Origin of the sequence: Flavobacterium gossypii (assembly GCF_014138495.1) — a bacterium.
In the GTDB taxonomy this organism is placed as follows: domain Bacteria; phylum Bacteroidota; class Bacteroidia; order Flavobacteriales; family Flavobacteriaceae; genus Flavobacterium; species Flavobacterium endophyticum.
Window position 1 is genome coordinate 1673397 of the sequence record NZ_JACJIS010000001.1, and the last position, 23421, is coordinate 1696817.

22 protein-coding genes are annotated in these 23421 nt (G+C 37.7%); 15 read left to right on the top strand and 7 right to left on the bottom strand.

The annotated features are described in order from the left end of the window. Window positions 1-139 precede the first annotated feature (139 nt). The gene (locus tag GGR22_RS07725) at window positions 140-1012 is read right to left on the bottom strand and encodes an AraC family transcriptional regulator (protein ID WP_121376262.1); all 873 of its coding nucleotides are present in this window, start codon (window positions 1010-1012) and stop codon (window positions 140-142) included. Window positions 1013-1283: 271 nt separating this feature from the next. On the opposite strand from GGR22_RS07725, the gene hemA reads away from it, so the two are divergent. The 8 genes from hemA to GGR22_RS07765 all read left to right on the top strand — a co-directional run bounded on the left by hemA (window position 1284) and on the right by GGR22_RS07765 (window position 8095). Further along, the gene (hemA, locus tag GGR22_RS07730) at window positions 1284-2543 is read left to right on the top strand and encodes a glutamyl-tRNA reductase (protein WP_182493171.1); all 1260 of its coding nucleotides are present in this window, start codon (window positions 1284-1286) and stop codon (window positions 2541-2543) included. Further along, complete coding sequence (gene hemC, locus GGR22_RS07735) at window positions 2536-3453, top strand: hydroxymethylbilane synthase (RefSeq protein WP_182493172.1); 918 nt, start codon at window positions 2536-2538, stop codon at window positions 3451-3453. The genes hemA and hemC overlap by 8 nt, the downstream gene beginning before the upstream one ends. A 24-nt stretch (window positions 3454-3477) precedes the next feature. Beyond that, window positions 3478-4152, top strand: a complete 675-nt coding sequence (locus tag GGR22_RS07740) for a uroporphyrinogen-III synthase (protein WP_182493173.1) — start codon at window positions 3478-3480, stop codon at window positions 4150-4152. Between the two features lie 76 nt (window positions 4153-4228). Then, on the top strand, window positions 4229-5251 hold the full coding sequence (hemE, locus tag GGR22_RS07745; protein ID WP_182493174.1) for a uroporphyrinogen decarboxylase: 1023 nt from the start codon (window positions 4229-4231) through the stop codon (window positions 5249-5251). A 60-nt stretch (window positions 5252-5311) separates the two neighbouring features. Then, window positions 5312-5686: a hypothetical protein gene (locus GGR22_RS07750; RefSeq protein WP_182493175.1), complete on the top strand. Its 375-nt coding sequence runs from the start codon at window positions 5312-5314 to the stop codon at window positions 5684-5686. A gap of 6 nt (window positions 5687-5692) precedes the next feature. Continuing rightward, window positions 5693-6595: an oxygen-dependent coproporphyrinogen oxidase gene (gene hemF / locus GGR22_RS07755; RefSeq protein WP_182493176.1), complete on the top strand. Its 903-nt coding sequence runs from the start codon at window positions 5693-5695 to the stop codon at window positions 6593-6595. A gap of 63 nt (window positions 6596-6658) precedes the next feature. Beyond that, a complete protein-coding gene (gene hemB, locus GGR22_RS07760) occupies window positions 6659-7651 on the top strand; it encodes a porphobilinogen synthase (protein WP_182493177.1) in 993 nt (330 codons plus the stop codon). A 54-nt stretch (window positions 7652-7705) separates the two neighbouring features. Beyond that, complete coding sequence (locus tag GGR22_RS07765) at window positions 7706-8095, top strand: c-type cytochrome (protein ID WP_182493178.1); 390 nt, start codon at window positions 7706-7708, stop codon at window positions 8093-8095. A 49-nt stretch (window positions 8096-8144) separates the two neighbouring features. On the opposite strand, the gene GGR22_RS07770 is transcribed toward GGR22_RS07765, so the two are convergent. Next, a complete protein-coding gene (locus GGR22_RS07770) occupies window positions 8145-8588 on the bottom strand; it encodes a DUF1573 domain-containing protein (RefSeq protein WP_182493179.1) in 444 nt (147 codons plus the stop codon). Window positions 8589-8770: 182 nt separating this feature from the next. Here GGR22_RS07770 and GGR22_RS07775 point away from each other — a divergent pair, with 182 nt between their 5' ends. The 5 genes from GGR22_RS07775 to GGR22_RS07795 all read left to right on the top strand — a co-directional run bounded on the left by GGR22_RS07775 (window position 8771) and on the right by GGR22_RS07795 (window position 13139). Beyond that, the gene (locus GGR22_RS07775; protein ID WP_182493180.1) at window positions 8771-10033 is read left to right on the top strand and encodes a sensor histidine kinase; all 1263 of its coding nucleotides are present in this window, start codon (window positions 8771-8773) and stop codon (window positions 10031-10033) included. Window positions 10034-10041: 8 nt separating this feature from the next. Continuing rightward, the gene (locus GGR22_RS07780) at window positions 10042-10728 is read left to right on the top strand and encodes a response regulator transcription factor (protein ID WP_182493181.1); all 687 of its coding nucleotides are present in this window, start codon (window positions 10042-10044) and stop codon (window positions 10726-10728) included. A 68-nt stretch (window positions 10729-10796) separates the two neighbouring features. Continuing rightward, on the top strand, window positions 10797-11270 hold the full coding sequence (locus tag GGR22_RS07785; RefSeq protein ID WP_182493182.1) for a methylated-DNA--[protein]-cysteine S-methyltransferase: 474 nt from the start codon (window positions 10797-10799) through the stop codon (window positions 11268-11270). Between the two features lie 11 nt (window positions 11271-11281). After that, a complete protein-coding gene (locus tag GGR22_RS07790; protein WP_182493183.1) occupies window positions 11282-12442 on the top strand; it encodes a serine hydrolase domain-containing protein in 1161 nt (386 codons plus the stop codon). Continuing rightward, the gene (locus tag GGR22_RS07795; RefSeq protein WP_182493184.1) at window positions 12426-13139 is read left to right on the top strand and encodes a 3'-5' exonuclease; all 714 of its coding nucleotides are present in this window, start codon (window positions 12426-12428) and stop codon (window positions 13137-13139) included. The genes GGR22_RS07790 and GGR22_RS07795 overlap by 17 nt, the downstream gene beginning before the upstream one ends. 47 nt (window positions 13140-13186) lie before the next feature. Here GGR22_RS07795 and GGR22_RS07800 read toward each other — a convergent pair whose 3' ends face one another. Further along, window positions 13187-13801, bottom strand: a complete 615-nt coding sequence (locus GGR22_RS07800; protein WP_182493185.1) for a hypothetical protein — start codon at window positions 13799-13801, stop codon at window positions 13187-13189. A gap of 198 nt (window positions 13802-13999) precedes the next feature. Beyond that, window positions 14000-16957, bottom strand: a complete 2958-nt coding sequence (locus GGR22_RS07805; protein WP_182493186.1) for a S8 family serine peptidase — start codon at window positions 16955-16957, stop codon at window positions 14000-14002. 225 nt (window positions 16958-17182) lie between these two features. Between GGR22_RS07805 and GGR22_RS07810 the strand changes: the two genes are divergently transcribed. Further along, on the top strand, window positions 17183-18874 hold the full coding sequence (locus GGR22_RS07810) for an ABC transporter ATP-binding protein (RefSeq protein WP_182493187.1): 1692 nt from the start codon (window positions 17183-17185) through the stop codon (window positions 18872-18874). Between the two features lie 12 nt (window positions 18875-18886). Further along, complete coding sequence (locus GGR22_RS07815; RefSeq protein WP_182493188.1) at window positions 18887-19630, top strand: hypothetical protein; 744 nt, start codon at window positions 18887-18889, stop codon at window positions 19628-19630. Window positions 19631-19679: 49 nt separating this feature from the next. On the opposite strand, the gene GGR22_RS07820 is transcribed toward GGR22_RS07815, so the two are convergent. The 3 genes from GGR22_RS07820 to GGR22_RS07830 all read right to left on the bottom strand — a co-directional run bounded on the left by GGR22_RS07820 (window position 19680) and on the right by GGR22_RS07830 (window position 23418). Then, window positions 19680-20339, bottom strand: a complete 660-nt coding sequence (locus GGR22_RS07820) for a 3-oxoacid CoA-transferase subunit B (RefSeq protein WP_182493189.1) — start codon at window positions 20337-20339, stop codon at window positions 19680-19682. Window positions 20340-20341: 2 nt separating this feature from the next. Next, a complete protein-coding gene (locus tag GGR22_RS07825) occupies window positions 20342-21043 on the bottom strand; it encodes a CoA transferase subunit A (RefSeq protein ID WP_182493190.1) in 702 nt (233 codons plus the stop codon). 62 nt (window positions 21044-21105) lie between these two features. Then, a complete protein-coding gene (locus GGR22_RS07830) occupies window positions 21106-23418 on the bottom strand; it encodes a penicillin-binding protein 1A (RefSeq protein WP_182493191.1) in 2313 nt (770 codons plus the stop codon). Between the last annotated feature and the right edge of the window lie 3 nt (window positions 23419-23421).

Here is a 23421-nt window from a genome sequence, read left to right on the forward strand (position 1 = left end):
TGTTTTTTCCTAACCCTGTCAGAGTTTCAAACTCTGGCAGGGTTATTATTTAAAATTTTATTTGTAAAAGTAATCTCCGTCATAAATTAATCAGACTGGATTAACTATTTTTTATTGATTGTTTAATGTGCAAAATTGATTAGCTGGTTACTGCAATCGACATCAAGTATTTTTTCGGTGTTGTGCCAAATTTTTTCTTGAATGCTGCGATAAAGTGACTGGCTGTGCTGTAGCCTATTTTGAGTCCGACTTCATTGACATTATAAGAACCGCTGTCTAATAATTTTCTAGCAAATTCCATCTTGTAATCAAAAAGAAAACTATAAACACTGTCGCCATAAATCTGCTTGAAGCCCATTTTTAGTTTTTTCAGATTGATGCCCACTTGGTCCGCCAGTTCTTGCAATCCTGGAGGCTCGGCCATGTTCGCAATAACAATATCTTTAGCCTTTCTGATTTTGAGTACATTGTCTTCATCTACCAAAAACGGACATTGTTCTGCATTTGGATCTTCACTTCGATTGAAATAAAGGCTCAACAATTCATATGCTTTTCCTTTAAAATAAAGATTTTTAATCGACGGATGAAGGTTGAAATTGAAAAGCTGATTCAATACAATCGACATCGACGGACTGATTGGTTCGTCTTTATAGTATTTTTTGTCTTTGTTTTCCTCACTCAAAAAAGGAATATAATCCGCTTCTGAAGAAAACAATCCGTGGAATTTTTTAATCGAAATCAATACAGAAATTACCCAAGAATGTGGCGCTATTTCCAAATGCACTGGAAGCTCTTTTTGCGGGTTATACAGAAAAAGAGAAAGGTCTTCTTTTAGGTCGAGAGCATAGCGTCCTTGGTTGAAAATAAACTTGGCTCGGCCTTTAATGCCAAAGTGAAACTGAATCAGATCCACGTTGACTTCGCGCTCAAAATGGGAAGTTTCATCGCTGTCATTTTGAAATCGGATGATGATAAAATCGTCTTCAATCTTGATCTCTTCGGGTGAACTCATAGCGGTATTTTTTTTCTCGTGAATTTGAAAATTAGAAAGATTTTTATTTAGAATGGTTCTAAACAAAAAAGCTGTCAAATGCTGATTTCACTGCAAATTTAAAATTTTTCTAATTTATAATGGCTAAAATTATCAAAATATCTCACAGCGACATAAATAGTACTTTCAGCGTTACTTTTATAAAATGTATAAGTATAATTTTGTGGTGTTCGAATGAAAATCCATTTTGTGATTTTTGCTTCGTTTCAAAAAGATACTTTAAGGTAACACTATGAATAAAAATAACTTGTCAAAGCATCACTACTTCTATGCGGTTGGATTGAGTTACAAGAAGGCGGATGCAGAGATTAGAGGGAAATTCAGTTTAGGAAATCAAGCTAAATCCGCAGTTTTGCAACAGGCAAAAGAAGATGGGATCAGCAGTTTGATTGTTACTTCCACATGCAACAGAACCGAAATCTATGGTTTTGCAGAGCATCCGTTTCAGTTGATCAAATTGCTTTGCAATAATAGCCAAGGAACGGTAGAAGAATTCCAAAATGTAGGCTTCGTATATAAAAATCAGGAAGCGATAAATCATATTTTCAGAGTAGGAACCGGATTGGACAGCCAAATTTTGGGTGATTTTGAAATCATCAGCCAGATAAAGACAAGTTTTTCTGAAGCAAAGTCACAAGGCTTGGCTAATGCTTTTATGGAAAGATTGGTGAATTCGGTCATCCAGACTAGCAAAAAAATCAAAAATGAAACCGAATTAAGCTCTGGGGCAACGTCCGTTTCCTTTGCTTCGGTTCAATATATAATGAATAATGTTGCTGATGTCAGCACAAAAAATATCTTGCTTTTCGGAACAGGAAAAATAGGAAGAAACACCTGTGAAAATTTAGTAAAACATACCAAAAATGACCATATTACTCTTATAAACAGGACAAAAGATAAAGCTGAAAAAATTGCTGGAAAATTCAACCTGATTGTAAAAGACTATGATTTGCTGCCGTTGGAAATTCCAAAAGCAGATGTGTTAGTGGTCGCAACAGGAGCAAGCAATCCTACGATTGATGAAGCCATTTTAGATATAAATAAGCCACTTTTGATTTTGGATTTGTCCATCCCAAAAAATGTCCATGACAATGTCAAAAGCATTCCAGGCGTAACAGTTGTTCATTTAGATGACTTGTCTAAGATTACGGATGTTACGTTAGAAAACAGGAAAAAACACATCCCTCAGGCCGAAGCGATTATTGAAGAAATGATGGAAGAATTTACGACATGGGTAAATGGCAGAAAATTTGCGCCTACGATTCATGCGCTAAAAGAAAAACTGAATTCTATTAAAGATACAGAATTGAGCTTCCAGCGAAAAAAAATCAGTAATTTTGATGAAGAACAAGCTGAAATCATCAGCAAAAGAATCATCCAAAAAATCACGACGCATTTTGCCAATCATCTAAAAGACAATGATACTATGGTAGATGAAAGTATCGAGTGGATTGAAAAAGTTTTTCAGATTGAAGCTTCAAAAAATGAATAAAACGATCCGAATAGGAACCCGCGACAGCCAATTAGCACTTTGGCAAGCTCATACAGTTGAAAAAAAACTTAACGATTTAGGGTATAAAACAGAAATTGTTGCCGTAAAATCTACAGGTGATGTTATTCTTGACATCCCACTTTACGAATTCGGAATTACAGGAATTTTTACGAAAACCCTTGATCTAGCCATGATTAAAGGCGAAGTGGATATCGCTGTGCATTCCTTAAAGGATGTCCCGACGGCTTTACCAAAAGGTATTGTTCAGACGGCTGTTTTAAAAAGGGCCAATCATCAAGATATTTTAGTGCATAAAGGCAATTTAGATTTCCTACATTCCAACGGAACTGTTGCTACAGGAAGCTTGCGTCGCCAGGCACAATGGTTGCACCGTTACCCGAACCATCAGGTGGTCGATTTGCGCGGCAACGTCAATACGAGGTTGCTGAAATTAAAAGATAATGACTGGAATGGAGCTGTTTTTGCCAAAGCCGGTTTAGAAAGAATCGAGCTTTTGCCAGAAAATCATACCGTCCTTGATTGGATGATTCCTGCTCCAGCACAAGGCGCGATGGTTATCGTTGCGATGGACAATGATGATTTCTGCAAAGAGGCAACAGCAAAATTGAACCATTTCGAAAGCGAAATATGTACACATATCGAGCGCCAATTTTTAAGAACTCTAGAAGGCGGCTGTACGGCACCAATTGGAGCTTATGCAGAAGTAATCGACAACAAAATTCGTTTTGAAGGCGTACTTTTTTCAATAGATGGAAAAGAAAAAATCGAAATAGAAAAAACAGTAGAAGTAACGCACTATAAAAACTTTGGACAAGAAGCAGCACTTGAAATTCTAGCGAATGGTGGTCAAGAACTGATGGAAATAATCAAAAGAGACCTAAAGAAATAGTCTTTTCTTTAAAACGTCAGTAAGATGCCTGAACCCATTAGAATTTTATCCACTAAAAAATTACTTCCCAACCAGAAGCAGTTTTTGCTGAATGCCAATTTCTCTGTCATCGAAGCCGATTTTATTGAGATTGTAAGGAAAGATTTTGAACTGGAAGGTTCTTTCGAAAACATGATTTTTACGAGCCAAAATGCTGTAAAAAGTTTTCTGGAGAATGAAAAAGCCAAAGAGCTTAAAGCCAAAAAAATATTCTGTGTAGGAAGCAAAACCAAAGCTTTATTAGAAGAAAACGGTTATAAAGTGGCCGTTTCAAGAGAATATGCTTCGGAATTATCAGAAGTCATCGTACATGATTTTCAAAAAGAAAGTTTTGTTTTTTTCTCTGGAAATCTAAGACGTGAAACACTACCGGAAACCTTGAAGAAATCCAATATAGCTCTTCGAGAAATCGAAGTGTATGAAACAAAATTGACGCCACAAAAAATAAATTCACCAGCCGACGCATTACTTTTTTTCAGTCCGTCAGGAGTCCAAAGCTATTTAAAAGGCAATAAAATTGAAAACCAAAACTGCTTCTGTATCGGAACGACAACAGCAGAAGCTTTAGAAAAAATAACAGACAGAATAATAATCGCAAAACAGCAAACCGTTGAGAATGTGATTATTCAAGCCATAAATTATTATAAGAAAAAGCTTTAGGCATTACGCCGTAAGCAAAATTTAAGTCATAAATGAAAGCTTAAAGCCTAGAGCTTATAGCCTAAAGCAAATAAAAATGATAAAAAACGACCTTTTCCTAAGAGCCCTAAATAAAGAAACTGTAGAACGTCCACCAGTTTGGATGATGCGCCAAGCCGGAAGATATCTGCCAGAATTTATCGCATTGCGTGATAAATATGATTTCTTTACGCGTTGCCAGACACCAGAATTAGCAGCAGAAATCACAGTACAGCCCATTCGAAGAATTGTACCTGATGCAGCGATTTTGTTTTCTGATATTTTGGTTGTGCCGCAGGCAATGGGAATCGAAGTCTTGATGAAAGAAAGTGTCGGTCCGTTTTTACCGAATCCGATTAGAACACCTCAAGATGTAGAAAAAGTAATTGTCCCGAACATTCACGAAACCTTAGGTTATGTGATGGATGCTATTAAGCTGACGAAAGAAATGTTGAACGATGAGGTTCCGTTGATTGGGTTTGCGGGTTCTCCATGGACCATTTTTTGCTATGCCGTGGAAGGAAAAGGGTCGAAAAGTTTTGATACTGCCAAAGGATTTTGCTTCACGCATCCAGAAGCAGCTCATGTTTTATTGCAAAAGATTACCGATACGACCATTGCTTATCTGAAAGAAAAAGTAAAAGCAGGTGTGAATGCAGTTCAGGTTTTTGATAGTTGGGGAGGAATGCTCTCGCCAGTCGATTATCAAGAATTCTCATGGAAATATATCAATCAGATTGTAGAAGCATTGGCTCCAGAAACGCATGTTATCGTGTTTGGGAAAGGCTGTTGGTTCGCCCTAAATGAAATGGGAAAAAGTAAAGCTTCGGCTTTAGGTGTAGATTGGACATGTTCGCCAAGAAACGCGAGATATTTATCAGGAGGAGACATTACGTTACAAGGAAATTTTGATCCGTCAAGACTGCTTTCGCCAATCCCGACCATCAAAAAAATGGTTACAGAAATGATTAATGAGTTTGGCAAGGACAAATTTATTGCTAATCTTGGCCACGGAATTTTACCAAATATTCCTGTGGACCATGCGAAAGCATTTGTAGATGCCGTGAAAGAATATAAATAGATTTCAAGTTGCAGATTTCAGACTGAAATCAAAAATCAAAAATCTCAAAATCAAGATAAAATGCTTACCAAAGGATTACGAGACGAAGAAAATGAAAGAATCAACACGATTCTAAAACAGTTGATTTCCTTGACCTACATTCCCGAAAATTGGAATTTAGATGAGTTGGATAATCAATTGAAGCACTTAGCACTGACTTTCGAAAGTCTTTCGAGTTTTTCTTCCGACGAGCTGATTCAGCATTTGGAAAAATTTCACTTTGATTGGACAAATGCAGAACAATTTGCAGATTTTTTGGTACTGCTTTCGGCAAGAGCAGAAGAATCAAAAATAGGATTAAAAGAAAAAGCAGTTGCTGTTTACGAATACATTCAAAAAGAAAGCAAGACGTTTTCTTTTGATATTTTCAATAAGATTACTGCCGCAAAAGCTTAAACTATAATGAAAAACAAATTTTACGCTTACATACAAAACCTTCAGGATACAATAACTGCAGGACTTGAAAAAGTGGACGGCCAAGCCAAATTCAAAGAAGATATTTGGGAACGTGCAGAAGGCGGAGGAGGCAGGACTCGTGTTATTGAAAACGGAGCTGTTTTTGAAAAAGGAGGCGTCAATATTTCTGCTGTACATGGTCCGTTGCCAAAAGCAATGCAGGCTTATTTTAATGTGGGCGATGTTGATTTCTTCGCTTGCGGATTGAGTTTGGTCATCCACCCTAAAAATCCAAAAGTACCTACAGTTCATGCCAATTGGCGTTATTTTGAAATGTATGATAAAGAAGGAAATACGGTCAACCAATGGTTTGGCGGAGGTCAAGATCTGACGCCGTATTATTTGTTTGAAGAAGATGCTAAGCACTTTCATCAGACTTGTAAGTCAGCTTGTGACAAGCACAATCCAGAATTTTATCCGAAGTTTAAAAAACAATGCGATGACTATTTTTGGAATGCGCATAGAAATGAAGCTCGTGGAATAGGAGGCTTGTTTTTTGACCATTGCAAAGCTTCTGAGGAATTTACGTTACAGAACTGGTATGATTTCGTGACAGAAGTTGGGAATAGCTTTCTTGAAGCCTATGTGCCGATTGTTGAAAAAAGAAAAAACCTAGAATATTCACAAGAAAACAGAAACTGGCAGGAAATTCGCCGCGGACGTTATGTAGAATTTAATCTGGTTCACGATAAAGGAACGCTTTTCGGATTAAAAACCAACGGAAGAATCGAGAGCATCCTGATGAGCTTGCCGCCGCACGTGCAATGGGTTTACGACCATCATCCAGAAGCAGGAAGCGAAGAAGAAAAACTAATCAAAATATTAGAAAACCCAATAGATTGGTTATAAATAAACATCGATTTTAAATTTCGGTTTCGACCAAAATCAAAAATCAAAAAATCTCAAATAATTATGTTTCCATTACAAAGAAATCGCCGTTTAAGAACCAATGAATCCATCAGAAGCTTGGTTCGTGAAACTCATTTATCACCAAACGATTTTATGTTTCCGATGTTTGTGGCAGAAGGAAAAGACTATCAAGTTGAAATTCCGTCAATGCCGGGAATCTACCGTCGTTCTTTAGATTTAACGGTAAAAGAAGTCAAAGCACTTTGGGATTTGGGAATCAAAGCGGTCAATATCTATGTAAAAGTGGATGACAAATTAAAAGACAATACCGGAAAAGAAGCGTGGAATAAAAACGGATTGATGCAGGAAACGATTCGTGCAATCAAAGATGCCGTTCCCGGAATGATAGTAATGCCTGATGTTGCTTTGGATCCATATTCAATTTATGGCCATGACGGAATTATCGAAAAAGGACAGGTTGTTAACGATGCCACGGTAGATGCTTTAACTTTGATGAGTCTGAGTCATGCAGAAGCTGGCGCCGATTTTGTAGCGCCAAGTGATATGATGGATGGAAGAGTTTTAGCAATCCGAAAAGCGCTAGAACAAAATGGACACCACAATGTGGGAATCATGAGCTATAGCGCTAAATATGCTTCTTCTTTTTACGGCCCGTTTAGAGAAGCTTTAGACAGTGCTCCTGTTGATGTGAACGAAGTTCCGAAAGACAAAAAGACATATCAGATGGATTACGCCAATAGAATTGAAGCTATTAAAGAAGCGCTTCACGATGTTGAAGAAGGAGCCGATATTGTGATGGTAAAGCCAGGAATTGCCTATCTGGATATTGTAAGAGAAGTAAAAAATGCCGTAAATGTACCTGTTTCTGTATATCAGGTTTCAGGAGAATATGCAATGGTTAAAGCCGCTGCCGGAAGAGGCTGGCTAGATCATGACAAGATTATGATAGAGCAGCTGCATTGTATCAAAAGAGCAGGAGCCGATATTATTTCTACTTATTTTGCGAAAGAAGCGGCTATCATTTTAAACAAATAATTAATTATCACCAACCCTGAAAGGGTTTCAAACCCTTTCAGGGTTTTTAATACTATGAAAAATCTATTTATTATCCTCTCAATCTTATTTCTTGCTTCTTGCCAAAAAGAAGAAAAAAAAGAATCGTTGTATCCAGAAACAACATTATCTGCTGAAGAAAAACAACTACAGATGGGACAAGAAATATTTGACGGAAAAGGAATGTGCTATTCCTGCCATAAACCCGACCAGAAAGTTATTGGGCCAAGTATTATACAGATTGCAAAAATTTACAAAGAGAAAAATGGCGACATTAAATTGTTCTTGAAAGAAAAAAGCAAGCCGATAGTAGATCCAAGCCAATATTCGGTGATGAAGACCAATTTTGCTATTACCAAAACATTTTCTGAAGAAGAATTAAAAGCATTAGAAGCCTATTTTTATAGTCACTTAAAAGATAAATAATAAGAAAAGCCATCCAAAAAGATGGCTTTTTTTATTCTATAAATCGAGATTATGATTGTGGCTCGATAACTTTTCCTTTGATAGTCAAGATTTTTGGAGTCTCAGTATCGTTAGTTGTTACAGTAACTGATTTTGAGAATGGGCCAGGGGTTGCTGCATTATAAGTTGCAGTTACGCTAGCTGTTTCTCCTGGTTTGATAGGAGTTTTTGTATAATTTGTTGCTGTACAACCGCAAGATGCTTTTACGTTTGTAATCAAAATAGTTTGTTTTGTTGTGTTTTTGAAAGTAAAATCAAAAGAAGCTGGTTTTCCTTTTGCAATATCTCCAAAATCATGAACGTCAGATGTCCAAGTTACTAGAGATGGTTTTGATGCTGGTTTTGCAGGCGCTGCAGCTTGTGTTTTTGCTGGTGCTGCTGTTTGTGCGAATGAAGAAGCGCTTAATAATAAGGCTCCAGCTAAAGCGAAAAATGATAATTTTAATGTTTTCATAGATCAGAAATTTTAAATTAATTTTAGATTTAGTGATTGGTGTTCCAAATGAACAATACAAATGTATTTAGTTTTTTTAATAAAGATGTTAAGCATTTTGCAACTCTTGTTAATGACTTGTTAACGGGTTGCTTTGCACCCTAATTTATAGTAATATCGTACTCTAATTCATACTTCATATATTGAAATTCAACAAATTAAATATTATTATTTTCATTGGATTGTTTGCTATCGTAGGCGTCCTTTTTATGCAATTGCTCACTCTTTCGCAAGCGTATGCTTTTGAAAAAAAGGAATTCAGCGAAAAGATACATTTTGCATTGCAGGATGTGGTCACAAAAATCCATAAAGACAACAAGACTGAAATTCCGATAACCAGCCAGATAAAAAAAATTACAGATGATTATTATATTGTAAACGTCGATGATGTTTTTGATGCGACGGTGTTAGAATATTACCTCAAGACCGAATTCCAAAAAGTAAAACTGAATATCGATTACGAATACGCCATCTACAACTGCGGTTCAGACGAAATGATGTATGGAAAGTACGTGTCTTCATCCGACAGAAAAGCACCGCGATGTGAAAAGTGCTTTACTAAAAAAGAAGGCTTGGTGTATTATTTTGCAATCCGCTTTCCGCAACTCAAATACAATTATATCACGTCCCTCCAGCAATATTGGGTCTACACGGGAGTGCTTATTTTAGTTTTGGTAATTTATGTCTATTCGGTATTGCTCTTAATCAAGCAAAAAAAATACACCGAGCTTCAGACCGATTTCATCAATAATATGACACATGAGTTTAAGACTCCGATTTCATCAATCCTTATCGCATCCAATTATGCCAGCAATCAGGAGGAAATTGTTAAAAATCCAAAACTCTCAAAATACGTTCAGATTATTATCGAACAGAGCAATAAGCTGAACCAGCATATCGAAAAAATCCTGCATATTGCTAAAAGCGATTCGCATATGATGCAGCTTGAAAAGACACAATTCAATTTATTGGATATCGTTAGCTTGGCCAAAGAAACCATACTTCTAAAATACGAAAAGGAAATTTCCATTGAAATACTAAGCGAAAAGCCAGACTATCAAATTGTTGCAGATGAATTCCATTTCTCAAATGTCGTATACAATATTTTAGATAATGCTATAAAATACAATGACGCGTCGCCAAAAATCCAGATAAAAATTACAGAGAGTCCAAAAGAAATCAAGCTGGAGTTTGTCGATAACGGAATTGGTATTGAAACTCCCGAATTAAATGCTATTTTTGATAAATTCTACCGAATCTCAAGCGCAAAACGCAATGAAGTAGGCGGTTTCGGACTCGGATTGTTCTATGTAAAGAAAATCTGTATTTTGCACCAGTGGAAAATAACGATTAAAAACAATCAAGAAAGTACCGGTATTACTGTAACCATCAGTATTCCGAAATAGCAATCACTATGGAAAAAAGCAAAATTTTTTATGTCGAAGATGACGCTACCTTGGCGTTTCTGACTATAGATTATTTAGAGCAGTTTTACGACATTACGCATTTTTCAGATGGTGTTGAAGCCATAAAAAATTTCCATAAAAAAAACTACGACTTATGTATTTTGGATGTCATGCTTCCAAAAAAAGACGGCTTTGAAATTGCGCAAGAAATAAGAAACTCAAATGCTGAAATTCCGATTCTATTTCTTTCTGCGAAATCGCTAAAAGAAGACCGAATTAGAGGATTAAAATTAGGAGCCGATGATTTTTTAGTCAAGCCATTCAGCTTGGAAGAATTGAGCCTAAAGATTGAAGTTTTTCTAAAAAGAAGCTCTAAAGCGCCTTTACAAGTACAAAAAAGCTATGAGATAGGAAGCTTTCAGTTTCATCCAAATGATTATTGCCTGACAAGAAATACAGACAAAATAAATCTGACCGAACGCGAATCTGCTTTGCTGAAATTATTTTTAGATAACAAGAATGAAATCTTGAAACGTGAAAAAATCCTCACTTCGCTATGGGGCGATGACGATTATTTTATGGGCAGAAGCCTAGATGTCTTTATCTCGCGTCTTAGAAAGATTTTTAAAGACGAAGACAAGGTCACTATTGAAAATATTCCTAGGATCGGTTTCAAATTGGTCATGGAAAATTAAGAAGCTTTCGCGGCCTATTTTAAATCGGAAAGTTTTTTTTCATAACTTTAGATTTTAAACACTTTTCCATGCTACAAGCCTACATCAAAACACCACTCGGAATTGCTGAAATTTGCGGCGATGAAAACGGAATTTCCAGTATTACGGCATTTGATGAAGGAAAGCCACTGTCTGACGATATCCCTCACGAACTTCAAGAAGCCGTAACCCAGCTACAAGATTACTTTGACGGAAAAAGAAACGATTTTACCTTCCAACTAAATCCATCAGGAACTGATTTCCAGAAAAAAGTATGGAAAGGACTTCTTGAAATTCCATACGGGAAGACGTTATCTTATCAAGAATTTTCCATCCGCCTTGGCGATGTCAAGGCCATTCGTGCCGTAGCTTCTGCTAACGGAAGAAATCCGCTTTGGATTGTAGTTCCTTGTCACCGTGTCATCGGTTCAGATGGTTCGCTCACAGGATATGCCGGAGGATTGTGGCGAAAAAAATGGCTTCTGGATCATGAAAATCCTGTCAAACAGCAAAGTTTATTCTAAATAAGATACGTATGAGATTTCTGAGAAAATTCCTTTTGTGGTTTCTGGTTGTTTTTGCCCTGCTGATTCTTCTGCTGTATATTTTTGATCTCAGTTATCTGATCCGTGCTGTAAGGATTACGTATCTGAACGGAGAAAAGACAGCCTTTCTTGAAGATTATGTAGAATTTCCAAACCGTGAAATACAGAAAGGAATCGGTCAGCCTTGGGCCATCAGCAAAGAATATAATAAGGCAAAACCAACGGATGAACTTGAAGAAACAAACAAGAAATTCAAGACGGTAGCATTCATGATTATCAAAAATGACAGTATTTGGTACGAAAGCTATTACGACGGATATGATAAAGACACAAAATCAAATTCCTTCTCGATGGCTAAAAGTATCGTAACGGCTGCGTTGGGAAAAGCTATCATGCAAGGGAAAATTAAAAGCTTAGATCAAAAAGTGACGGATTTTTTTCCAGAATTTTCAGGAAAATTTGGCGATAAGATGACGGTTGGCGATTTGTCGTCAATGTCTTCTGGATTGGATTGGGACGAATCCTATTACAGTCCTTTTTCAATTACTACCAGAGCCTATTTTGATGATAACCTCACGGATGTTATTCTCGGTCTAAAAGTGGTCGAAGAACCGGGTAAAGAATTTAAATATTTGAGTGGTAATACACAATTGCTTTCCATGATAATTGAAAAAGCGACAGGCGAGCATTTGGCCAATTATGTTTCTGAACACTTTTGGAAGCCGCTCGGAGCCGAGAATGAAGCGCTCTGGCAGCTCGATAATCCAAACGGAATTGAGAAAGCTTATTGCTGTATCGCAAGCAATGCTAGAGATTTTGCTCGCTTCGGGAAATTATACAAGCAGCACGGCAAATGGAACGGAAAACAAATTTTAGATTCGGCTTTTGTGCAGCAATGCGTAACTCCTAGATTCTCAGATGCACCGATGTACGGTTATGGTTGGTGGATCAGCGATCATCTCAATAAGCCGCTTTACTACATGCAAGGACATTTGGGACAATATGTAATTGTAATACCAGACGATGATTTAATTATTGTGAGACTGGGACGCGAGCGCGATGAAAGAGCAGACGGCAATTTCCACAGAAACGATTTTTATGTATATATAGACGAAACTTATAAAATGATACGCCATGATAGACAAAATTAGCCTAGAAAACATTCTTTTTCTGGATATTGAAACTGTTCCAGAAGAAGAAGCCTTTAATGCCTTAGACGAGGAAAAAAAAGAATTATTTGACCAAAAGACGCAATACCAGCGAAAAGAACAATTTACCGCGGAAGAATTTTATGATAGAGCTGGAATTTGGGCCGAATTTGGTAAAATAGTATGCATTTCGGTCGGGTATTTTACTTTTAAAAGTGATATCCGTCATTTCAGAGTTACCTCCTTTTTTGGAGAAGAGAAGAAGATACTCCGAGATTTCAGCAACCTGCTAGATAATCACTTTGACAAGCCGCAGCATATCATGTGCGGGCATAATGCTAAAGAGTTTGACTTTCCTTTTATTGCAAGAAGAATGATTATCAATCAGATAAGAATTCCGAACAAGCTAAATCTTTTCGGGAAAAAGCCTTGGGAAGTTCCTCATTTGGACACTTTAGAAATGTGGAAGTTTGGCGATTTCAAGCATTATACTTCTTTAAAGCTGCTGACTAACGTTTTAAATATTCCCTCGCCGAAAGACGATATCAGCGGAAGCGATGTCGGACATGTGTATTATGTAGAAAAAGACATTGATCGGATTATTACATATTGCGAAAAAGATGTCATTGCTGTAGCACAGATTTTTCTGCGATTGAGACGCGAAGATTTGCTTATTGAAGAAGAAATAATACATATCTAAATAAAAAATGCCTTGAAATTTCAAGGCATTTTTCTTTTTCAAGCATTTTATTTTTTAGAAGGATTTGTTCCGTTCGTTTTATAATAATAGTTGTCATTGCTATTGTTTCCATAATTACTGCTGCTTCCGTAGTAATAAGAACTTCCTGTGTTTCCTGCGTAAGCATTTCCTTTAACGCTTCCGACAGTATCTATTATTTGTCCATTACGACTGTAGATAAGTTGGAGGCCACCGACTTGAGACAAAGCATAACGATTATAAGTCATATATACAGAACCGATTCTTTTAATTCGATCTTGAGCGTCATAATTTATAAACACGTTTCCGATACGTCTAATCCTGCCTTGGCTGTCATGTTCTATTCGGATGCCTTGTGCTGGACGTCTTACGCCTGGAGCACCATAAGTGTTATTTACATTGGCACTTGAGCTTCTTTTGCCGTTTTTATAATATAGGTCACCGTCGCCAACAGTTGGTTCTGTATTAAAATCGAATTGGCCATCAGGAAAAACATAAAAGGCAATTCCCCTTTCAATAAATGTTATTGGCTCATCGTTAAAATTTGTAATAAAACTTTTTTCGCCAAAAAGTTGAGTTACTTCTGCATTCGCTGTGTTTCCAAGTACTAAAATACTAGCCACTAAGAGAGTAATTCTTTTCATAATCAAGATAATTGAGTTCCTGCCTACTCTTGCGATTTTCAGCTTTTTCGAACCTTAAAAAGTAAGGTTATTTAGCCTTATCCAATTTGCGTGCCAAAACTTTTTTAGAATAAAGAAGCTGGGCTGTTTAAAATAAAAATCCCGATTGCTTTTTTTGCAATCGGGACTAATTATCAGTGATTTATATCTGAAAATGGATTATCTGTTCAAGACAATTTTTTTAGTCGTTTTCAGACTTCCATTTTGGATAGAAAGGATGTAGACTCCATCCGATAAGTTTTCAATATTTAAAACTTCATCCGTATTGGCAGTTTCTTTCGTAAGAATTCTTCTTCCTTGGATGTCGTTCAAGTATAAAGTAGTTTTCTCAGAATTTTGAGGTAATCTTACATTCAAGATACCTTTTGTAGGATTCGGATACACAGAAACATTTAGCAATTCATTGTTACCAACGCTAAGGTTAGAAACAACAACATTGCAGAAATTAAGGCTGAATGCTGTAATTGCACCTCCATCGCCTTCATAAGGATCAACGGCATACAATGTCCATACTCCGTCTGCGGGCAGGTTGTTGAAATTACTCAAAGCTTCATAAGGCTGTACTGTTCCGATGATTGAAGGGGAAGTAGTACGGCATGAAAAAGCACTTCCAGCATCGCTTAAAGTGGCTGAAATATTATCATTATCACCGCAAGGCTCTTGGAATAATTTAATAATAGGAGAGCCGATTGCTTCTGGTCCTTCCAGATAGATGGTCATATCTTCGATATATGTATGCGTGATATTGATAGTGGCTGTAAGGCTTCCAACAGTCATGCCGCCGGTTACGGTAATTGGTACAGAACCTTGAGAATCTTCAACATCTGCAATAGCAGCCTGAGAAAAATCAGTAGCAGTAAAAATATTATTGCACGTTAGGACTCCAGTCTTGAAATTGAATGCAGTGCTAGTAGCAGCTTGGCCGCATCTGTTTTTTTGCATTACTCTCCAAAAATACTCTGATTCTGTAGTAAGGTCGCTTAAAGCATAGAATGTGTCTGTAGTTTCTAAATTTAGGATCAGATTAGCGAAGTTGCTATCTGTTGCGACTTGTACGATATAAGATTCAGCATTAACAGATGCTTCCCACTTTAACTCAAACGCAGTAGCTAGACCAGCTTTGTTATTTGTTGGCGTTAAAAGCACCGTATTTTGGAAATTTGTATTGTAAACTCTTAAGACAACATATTTAGTTTCAGTTTCAGCCCCACGAGTACCTTTAAGTCCAATAGTATACTCACCAGGAGCAACATTTTGAAGATTAGAAATTACCATAGAAACATCTCCATTTACTGAAGAAGAAGAAGTGCTTAAGTTAGCAGTAGCTCCAGCAGGAAGATCCACTACTGAAAAAGCAGTACTTTGGGCAGTTGTAGTTGTATATCTGAAATTATAGGTTGCTGTATTAGTACTGCATATTGTCTGGTCTTCCGAAAGGGAAGTCAACGCAAATGTTGAAGTTACTCCTGTTACAACAAGAGAGAAATTTTGAGGACCTAATTGTAATGTTCCTTTGTGCGTCACAGTTATAGTATACGTTCCTGAAGCTCCAGAAACATTTACTTTTTCGACATTATCAACATTGTTATCGCCATTGTTTACCGCATTTGCAGAAGGATCAGCTAGTAATTTCCATGGGAAATACGTTGAAGCTCCTTTTGTAATTCGGATATCCAAGTCATTTACAAGTGCTGGTGTTGGGTCGTTTGCAATTCCATTGTTGTTTGGAGTTCCGGGAACATCTGTCCAAACAATAGTTGCCTGCAATGGATCTACACCGTTTGAATTTACGGTCATTGTAAACGTTTGTCCTTGTTGTAGTTTTTCTTCAGAAATTACACTGCCTAATCCGTTTGCTGTAATTGTTTCAGCCGCTTTTTTAGCATTCAGCAATCCCCATCCAAAAACAGCATCTGGACCTGGATTACCAGCGTCATCTGCCGTATGGCAAGCCAATGCTTTTAAGGTAGCCGCTCTCATGAAACGATTGTTCTTTATTCTATAATATTGTTGTAAAAGCAATAGTGTTCCTGTAACGTTTGGAGAAGCCATAGAAGTTCCAGAAAGAGTTCCATAGGCCGAATCCGATGTTTCAAAAGTTGAAAATAAACCTGTACCGTTTCCAGTAATATCTGGTTTTATTCTAAAATCGTCAGTAGGACCTTGGCTGCTGCTAGAATTAATCGCAACGCTTGACAAATTGCCGGTTGCGGCAACAATAACAGCATCTTGTGCGTTTGCAACGACAAGATTGTTTTTAGCTGTTTTATTCCCCGTTAGCTTGTCATATCCAAAAGCTAAAGCAAAAGGATTTTCATCGTTTCCGTTATTTCCTGCCGAAGCAACCATTAAGTAGTAGGGAGCATTGTAAGCAATTTCATCCCAAGCTCTTGTGTCGGCCGTATAGCCTCCAATGTACCAATCCGGAGCGAACTCTCCACTATTCGGATTCACAATCGGAACCCCGTAAGAATGGTTAGAAAGAAGCATTCCTAATTGGATTTCTGCAAGCGCTTCGCTTTGGTCATTAGTCCAGTTGAAAGTCCTTACTTGTGCTTGAGTAGCCATTCCTTTTGCATTCGCACTGATTCCCGCTGCTGCAATCGTACCTGTAACGTGGGTAGCATGGAAATTATTTCCTGTTGCGCCAGCCATAGCATCTTCAACAGTAATCCTACCTTGAAATTCACGGTGCGAAGCTCTAACTTTTCCTCCGTCCCAAACACGGGCTGTCATTCCTTGTCCGTCCAAATTAAGGCCAAGAGCACCACCAGTATTTAAAAAGTTAGTTCTTGTCGACCGTGCCGCGGCAACATTGTTTAGCGAATAATAAATAGGAAATCCATCAGGCGTTACTTTCATCAATTCGTCAACCGTGCCATTTTCATTTTTAAAAAACTCAGGCCAGTTTTTTGATTTCGCAACCTTTAAGGCATGTTCTTTCTCAATTATCGCTTGTTCGCGGTACTTTTCTTCAAGCTCCTTAAGCTTTTTTAAGTCGTAATTTTTTGTAATCTGCTCAATGTCATGTTTATCTTGTGCAAAACCTATAGAGGAAATAGCAAATAAAAATAACAGAGCACCTATTTTAAAATAGGAAGTGGAATTTTTTATCACTTGGGGTGCGTTTTAAGGGTTTTTAAAATTTTTTCAAATATAGCGAATTGTCTCATATTCAATAATGTTTTGAAAATTTTATTTCAAATAGCACTGAAAACAAACATATTAAACGAAATATGTAAGAAATACCAATGTTTTATAAAAGAATCATAAAATATATACGTCCAAAAAGGAACGAAGGTTTTATTTTTATGTACAATCGTTTTTGCTATTTTTATACACATGAAAAAACAGCCATTGTTAGAAGTTAACAGCTTAGAAATTTTTTTTAAAAAAGAAGGAATCTTTAAGCCCATCATCAATTCTATAAGCTACGTTTTAGAAAGCAATGAGATTTTAGGAATTGTCGGAGAATCGGGCTCTGGGAAATCAGTTTCTTCTCTTGCCGTTATGGGACTGCTTCCTAAAAATATTTCTAAAATTTCTAATGGAGAGATACTTTTTCAAGGCAAAAACATAGCACAGCTCTCAAAAGAGAAACTGCGAAATTTGAGAGGCAAGGAGATTTCCATGATTTTTCAAGAACCAATGAGTTCGTTGAATCCTTCCTTAAAATGCGGCTTTCAAGTAGAAGAAATGCTGCTGCAGCATACCCGACTTTCTAAAAAGGAAATAAAAAAAGAAACGCTTGCGCTGTTCGAAAAGGTAAAGCTTCCCAACCCAGAGAAAATTTATGAAAGCTATCCGCACCAAATTTCTGGCGGACAGAAACAGCGTGTTATGATAGCGATGGCGATTGCCTGCAAGCCCAAAATCCTTATTGCGGATGAGCCTACAACGGCTTTAGACGTAACCGTACAGAAAGAAATTATCCAATTACTGAAAGATATCCAACAAGAAACAGGGATGAGCATTATGTTTATTTCGCACGATTTGGCGTTAGTTTCTGAAATTGCCAACCGCGTTTTGGTCATGTATAAAGGAGAAATCGTTGAGCAAGGCGATGCGTCGGATGTTTTTCATAACCCGCAGCATATCTATACAAAAGCTTTAGTGAGTTCTAGGCCTTCTTTGAATGTTCGTCTGAAAAGGCTTCCCACCATAAAAGATTATCTGGAAAATTCCGTGAACCTAGAAATTATTACTGCCGACAAGCGAAAAAAGGAACATGAGAAATTATATAGCCAAATTCCGATTCTCGAAGTAAAAAATGTCGAAAAAGAATATTTTTCTACGGCAGGATTGTTTGGAAAAAGAATCGGTTTTAAAGCCGTGAATGATGTCAGTTTTAAGATTTACGAAGGCGAGACACTGGGACTTGTCGGCGAATCGGGATGCGGAAAATCGACTCTAGGAAATGCCATTCTGCAATTAGATAAAGCAACAGCAGGCCAGATTTTTTACAGAGGTGTCGATATTATGAAACTTTCCAAAAAAGATATCCGGGCGCTGAGAAAGGAAATCCAGATTATCTTTCAAGATCCGTATTCGTCTTTAAATCCTAGAATTCCTGTTGGTAAAGCCATTATGGAACCGATGAAAGTCCATAAGTTGTATAAAAATGATACAGAGCGCAAAGCAAAAACCATCGAGATTTTAGAAAGAGTAGGATTAGGCGAAGAGTATTTTGATCGGTATCCGCATGAATTTTCTGGAGGACAGCGACAGCGAATTGGAATTGCCAGAACGATTGCCCTTCAGCCAAAATTAATTGTCTGTGACGAGTCAGTTTCTGCTTTAGACATTTCGGTTCAAGCGCAAGTGTTGAATCTTTTGAATGAGCTGAAAGAAAATTTCGGATTTACTTATATCTTTATTTCACATGACTTGGCTGTTGTAAAATACATGTCAGATCAGGTTTTGGTCATGAGCAAAGGCAAGATTGAAGAAATGGCCGATGCAGATGTCCTATATGAAAATCCACAGAAAGAATACACGAAAAAATTAATTGCGGCCATACCGAAAGGAAATTAAAAGACGAATTCTATGAAATACATCCTGAGCTTGCTTTTTTTCGCATGCCTTTCCTGTTCTGATAAAAAAACGGAAACAGAAGAAATTGCTGTCCAGACAGAACCGGAAACTATTCCTATAACTGAAATTACTTCCTTGAAAAAAGACTCGTTGATGTTAGATGCTATAGGAAGCAATATCTCCGCAGACAAAGTTGTAATTACAGAATTGAAAAGAACTTATGATAAAGACAGTATCGGTACTGCTTTTTTTGCCATTGATTTTTTCAAGAATGCAAAGAAAGTTTATTCACACCCTGTCAGAATTGATTTTGGAAGAGAAGAAGGAGCCGAGTGGAGTATCAATCAAGAATTCATGACCGATTCAAAGCAAGCGAATACTGACAAGCGATTTGTTCATTGTGATAATGGCATTGCGGCTTGTGGCTATACTCACACGCAATTTCTGTTCTTTTTAGGAGAAGATGGCATTCAGCTGGTTTCGCAATGGGATTCCATGTGGGACAGCGGTTATGGAGTTGATTCCGAGTTTACGCCTGATTTTAAAACTAATCCGATAACGTCTTTTGTGGTAAAAACCGTAGATGTTTCTCCTGACGAAACCGTCAAAGACACGATTGACAGATTGGTCGTTTCTTATTCGGATTCTGCCCGTTATAATTTTGAAAACGGGAAGTGGAAAAAAAACCAGTTATCTGAAAAAGGAAAGGTGTATCGGACAGAGAAATTTACTTTTGACGAATATCATAAACAATAATAGAAAAAGCCGCAGTTTGATTTGCGGCTTTTTTAAATTTATGAAGAATTTAATCGATAATCATTTCCGGAATAGTTCCTTCAATAATCAGATTTCCTTCTGTTGCTCTTTTGATGTCTTCAACCGAAACGCCAGGCGCTCTTTCTAAAAGCTTAAAACCTTCAGGAACGATTTCTAAAACGGCTAATTCAGTTACTACTTTTTTCACGCAGCCAACGCCTGTCAAAGGTAAAGAACATCTTTTTAGAAGTTTTGATTCTCCTGCTTTGTTCACGTGCATCATCGCTACGATAATGTTTTCAGCAGAGGCTACTAAATCCATAGCACCGCCCATTCCTTTGACCATTTTGCCTGGAATTTTCCAGTTGGCGATATCACCGTTTTCGGCAACTTCCATTGCTCCAAGAATTGTCAAGTCTACTTTTTGGCTACGAATCATTCCGAAGCTAAAGGCAGAATCGAAAAAACTGGCGCCGGGAAGCGTTGTAATGGTTTGTTTTCCTGCGTTGATAACATCGGCATCTTCTTCACCTTCAAACGGGAAAGGGCCCATTCCAAGCACTCCGTTTTCGCTTTGGAATTCTACGGAAATATCTTCTCTAACATAATTGGCAACCAAAGTTGGGATACCGATTCCAAGATTGACGAAATATTTGTCTTTTACTTCTTTGGCGATTCGTTTTGCAATATCTTCTTTACTAAGTGCCATAATTAGTTTTTTTGTCTTACGGTTCGTTGTTCAATTCTTTTCTCAAATTTTTCGCCTTGGAAGATGCGCTGCACCATGATTCCCGGAATGTGAATTTGGTTCGGATCAAGTACGCCAGCTGGAACTAATTCCTCTACTTCGGCGATTGTAATTTTTGCAGCTCCGGCCATGCAAGCATTAAAATTTCTTGCCGTTCCTTTAAAGATGAGGTTGCCAGCTTCATCGCCTTTCCAAGCTTTTACGATTGAAAAATCGGCTTTGAAGGCTTCTTCCATGATGTGCATTTTTCCGTTGAATTCACGCGCTTCTTTTCCTTCCGCTACTTCGGTTCCATAACCAGCAGGCGTAAAAAAGGCAGGAATTCCGGCTTGTGCCGCACGGCATTTTTCCGCTAAAGTTCCTTGAGGAGTCAATTCTACGTCTAATTCTCCAGAAAGCATCTGGCGTTCGAATTCAGCATTTTCTCCTACATACGAAGAAATCATCTTTTTTATCTGGCGTTTTTGAAGCAATAATCCTAATCCAAAGTCATCGACTCCTGCATTGTTTGAAATACAAGTCAGATCCGTTACTTCAAGTTTTACTAATTCTGCGATGCTATTTTCTGGGATGCCGCACAGACCGAAACCGCCAAGCATGATAGTCTGCCCATTTTGAATATCTTTCAGTGCATCGGCAACAGATGCGACTTTTTTATTAATCATATAATGAATGTTTGTTTTGGACGATAAATATATAAAAAAACGCCTTAAAAAAGGCGTTTCTATTAAAAATCAAATTCGTCTGTATTTTGTTCTTCTTGGTCGACAGCTGTCGTGTCTTTTACGGGTGGTTTCCAGCAATCTACTTTGATAGAAAGGTTCGCTGGCCTTTCAAAAGGTTCTTTAGAAACGTTCAGTTCTTTGTCTGCGTAGCATTTTTTCATGAATAATCCCCAGATTGGCAAAGCCATTACGGCACCTTGTCCATAGGTAATGCTTTTGAAGTGGGCAGAACGGTCTTCATTCCCAACCCAAACGCCTGTCGCTAAATTCGGAACCATTCCTACAAACCAACCGTCTGATTGGTTTTGAGTAGTTCCTGTTTTTCCAGCAATCGGGTTTCTCAATACATACGGATAGCCGGTCATCATTTCATAACCAAAACCGCCACCGTCTGTTCTCAAACGTCCTCCAGAACCGGATTCGGTAACACCTTCTAGAAGTTTGATTACTGCATAAGCAATGTCTTTGTTCAGTACATCGTGAGATTCTGGAACAGTTTCGTAAAGGATTACGCCATTCTTATCTTCTATTCTTGTGATTACTTGAGGCTTTATGTACACACCTTGGTTGGCAAAAGTACTGTAGGCTGCTACCATATCTTCTACTGTAATTTCTACAGCTCCTAGAGCGATAGAAGGTTGTGAAGGTATGTTTGATTTCACGCCTAATTTTTTCACCAAATCGATTACAGCATCAGGACCGACTTTGTCTATCAATTTAGCAGAAACGGTATTGATGGATTGTGCTAATGCATATTTTAAGGTTACCATTCCTTTATAGGTTCCGTTGGAATTTCGAGGCGTCCATGTTTCAGTTACATTATGTCTTCCTTTTGGAATGGTATACGGAGCATCAATAATAGAATCGCATGGAGAATATCCTTGCTGTTCAATTGCAGCGGCATATACAAAAGGCTTAAATGTAGATCCGACTTGTCTTGCGCCTTGTCCAACGTGATCGTATTGGAAATGTTTGTAGTTGATACCGCCAACCCAAGCTTTTACATGGCCAGTTCTTGGCTCCATAGCCATAACTCCAGTCTGAAGAAAATGCTTGTAGTATCGGATAGAATCGTTAGGCGTCATGATTGTATCTCTTTCACCTTTCCAGGTAAATACAGTCATGTCGGTCTTAACGCTGAACGATTTTAGGATTTCACTTTCGCTTTTTCCTTGGCTGCTCATCTGTCTCCATCTTTCGGAAGCTTTTCTAGCCCGATCCATTAATTTTTCGGTTTCGGCATCGGACAGCTTGATGAATGGTGCGTTTTTGTTTGTTTTGGCTTGCTTGAAAAATTCTTTTTGAAGGTTTGCTAAATGAGCATCTACGGCTTCTTCAGCATACAATTGCATTCTAGAATCGATAGTCGTGTAGATTTTTAGTCCATCGCGATAAATGTCATATTCAGTACCATCCTTTTTTGGATTGTCTTTTGCCCAAGTTTTCATGAAATCACGAAGGTATTCCCTGAAATAAGTCGCAATTCCTTCGTTATGGCTTTCTGGGTGATAGTCAAGAACCAAAGGCTTTTTAGACAAAGATTCTTTTGCCGCTTCTTCTAGGAAGCCGTTTTTAACCATTTGTCCTAAAACCGTGTTTCTTCTTTTGAAGACAAGTTCTTTTCTTTTTTCTTTGATCGGATTGAAAAGAGAAGGGTTTTTTAGCATTCCTACCAAAACAGCACCTTCCTCAATTTTTAAATCGCGAGGTTCTTTTCCGAAGTATACTTTTGCAGCAGAACGTATTCCCACGGCATTATTGACGAAATCGGCCTTGTTGAAATACATGGCGATGATTTCTTGTTTGGTATATTGTCTTTCTAAGCGAGTTGCGATAATCCATTCTTTTACTTTTTGAACCATCCTGAATGGCAAGAATCGTGAGCCTTCACCATGGAAAAGCAATTTTGCTAACTGCTGAGAAATTGTACTGGCTCCGCCACTTGTACCTAGGCTAGTGACAGCTCTTAGAGTTCCTCTGGCATCGATTCCTGAGTGGTCATAGAATCGTTCGTCCTCTGTAGCAACCAAAGCATCTACCAAGTGTTTTGGCAGGTCAGAATATTTTATCGCTGTTCTGTTTTCGTTGTAAAATTTACCGATGGTTTCTCCGTCAGAAGAAATAACTTCGGTTGCCAAGTTAGATTCTGGGTTTTCAAGTTCTTCAAAGGAAGGCATAGAACCGAAAAGACCCCAAGAAGCAAAAAGGAAAAATAGGATTACTCCTCCAGTCCCATACAGAAATATCTTCCAGAATTTTCTGTTGTAGTATGCTATATCTTTAACTTGTGTGCTGTTATTTTTTTTAGTTGCCATAAC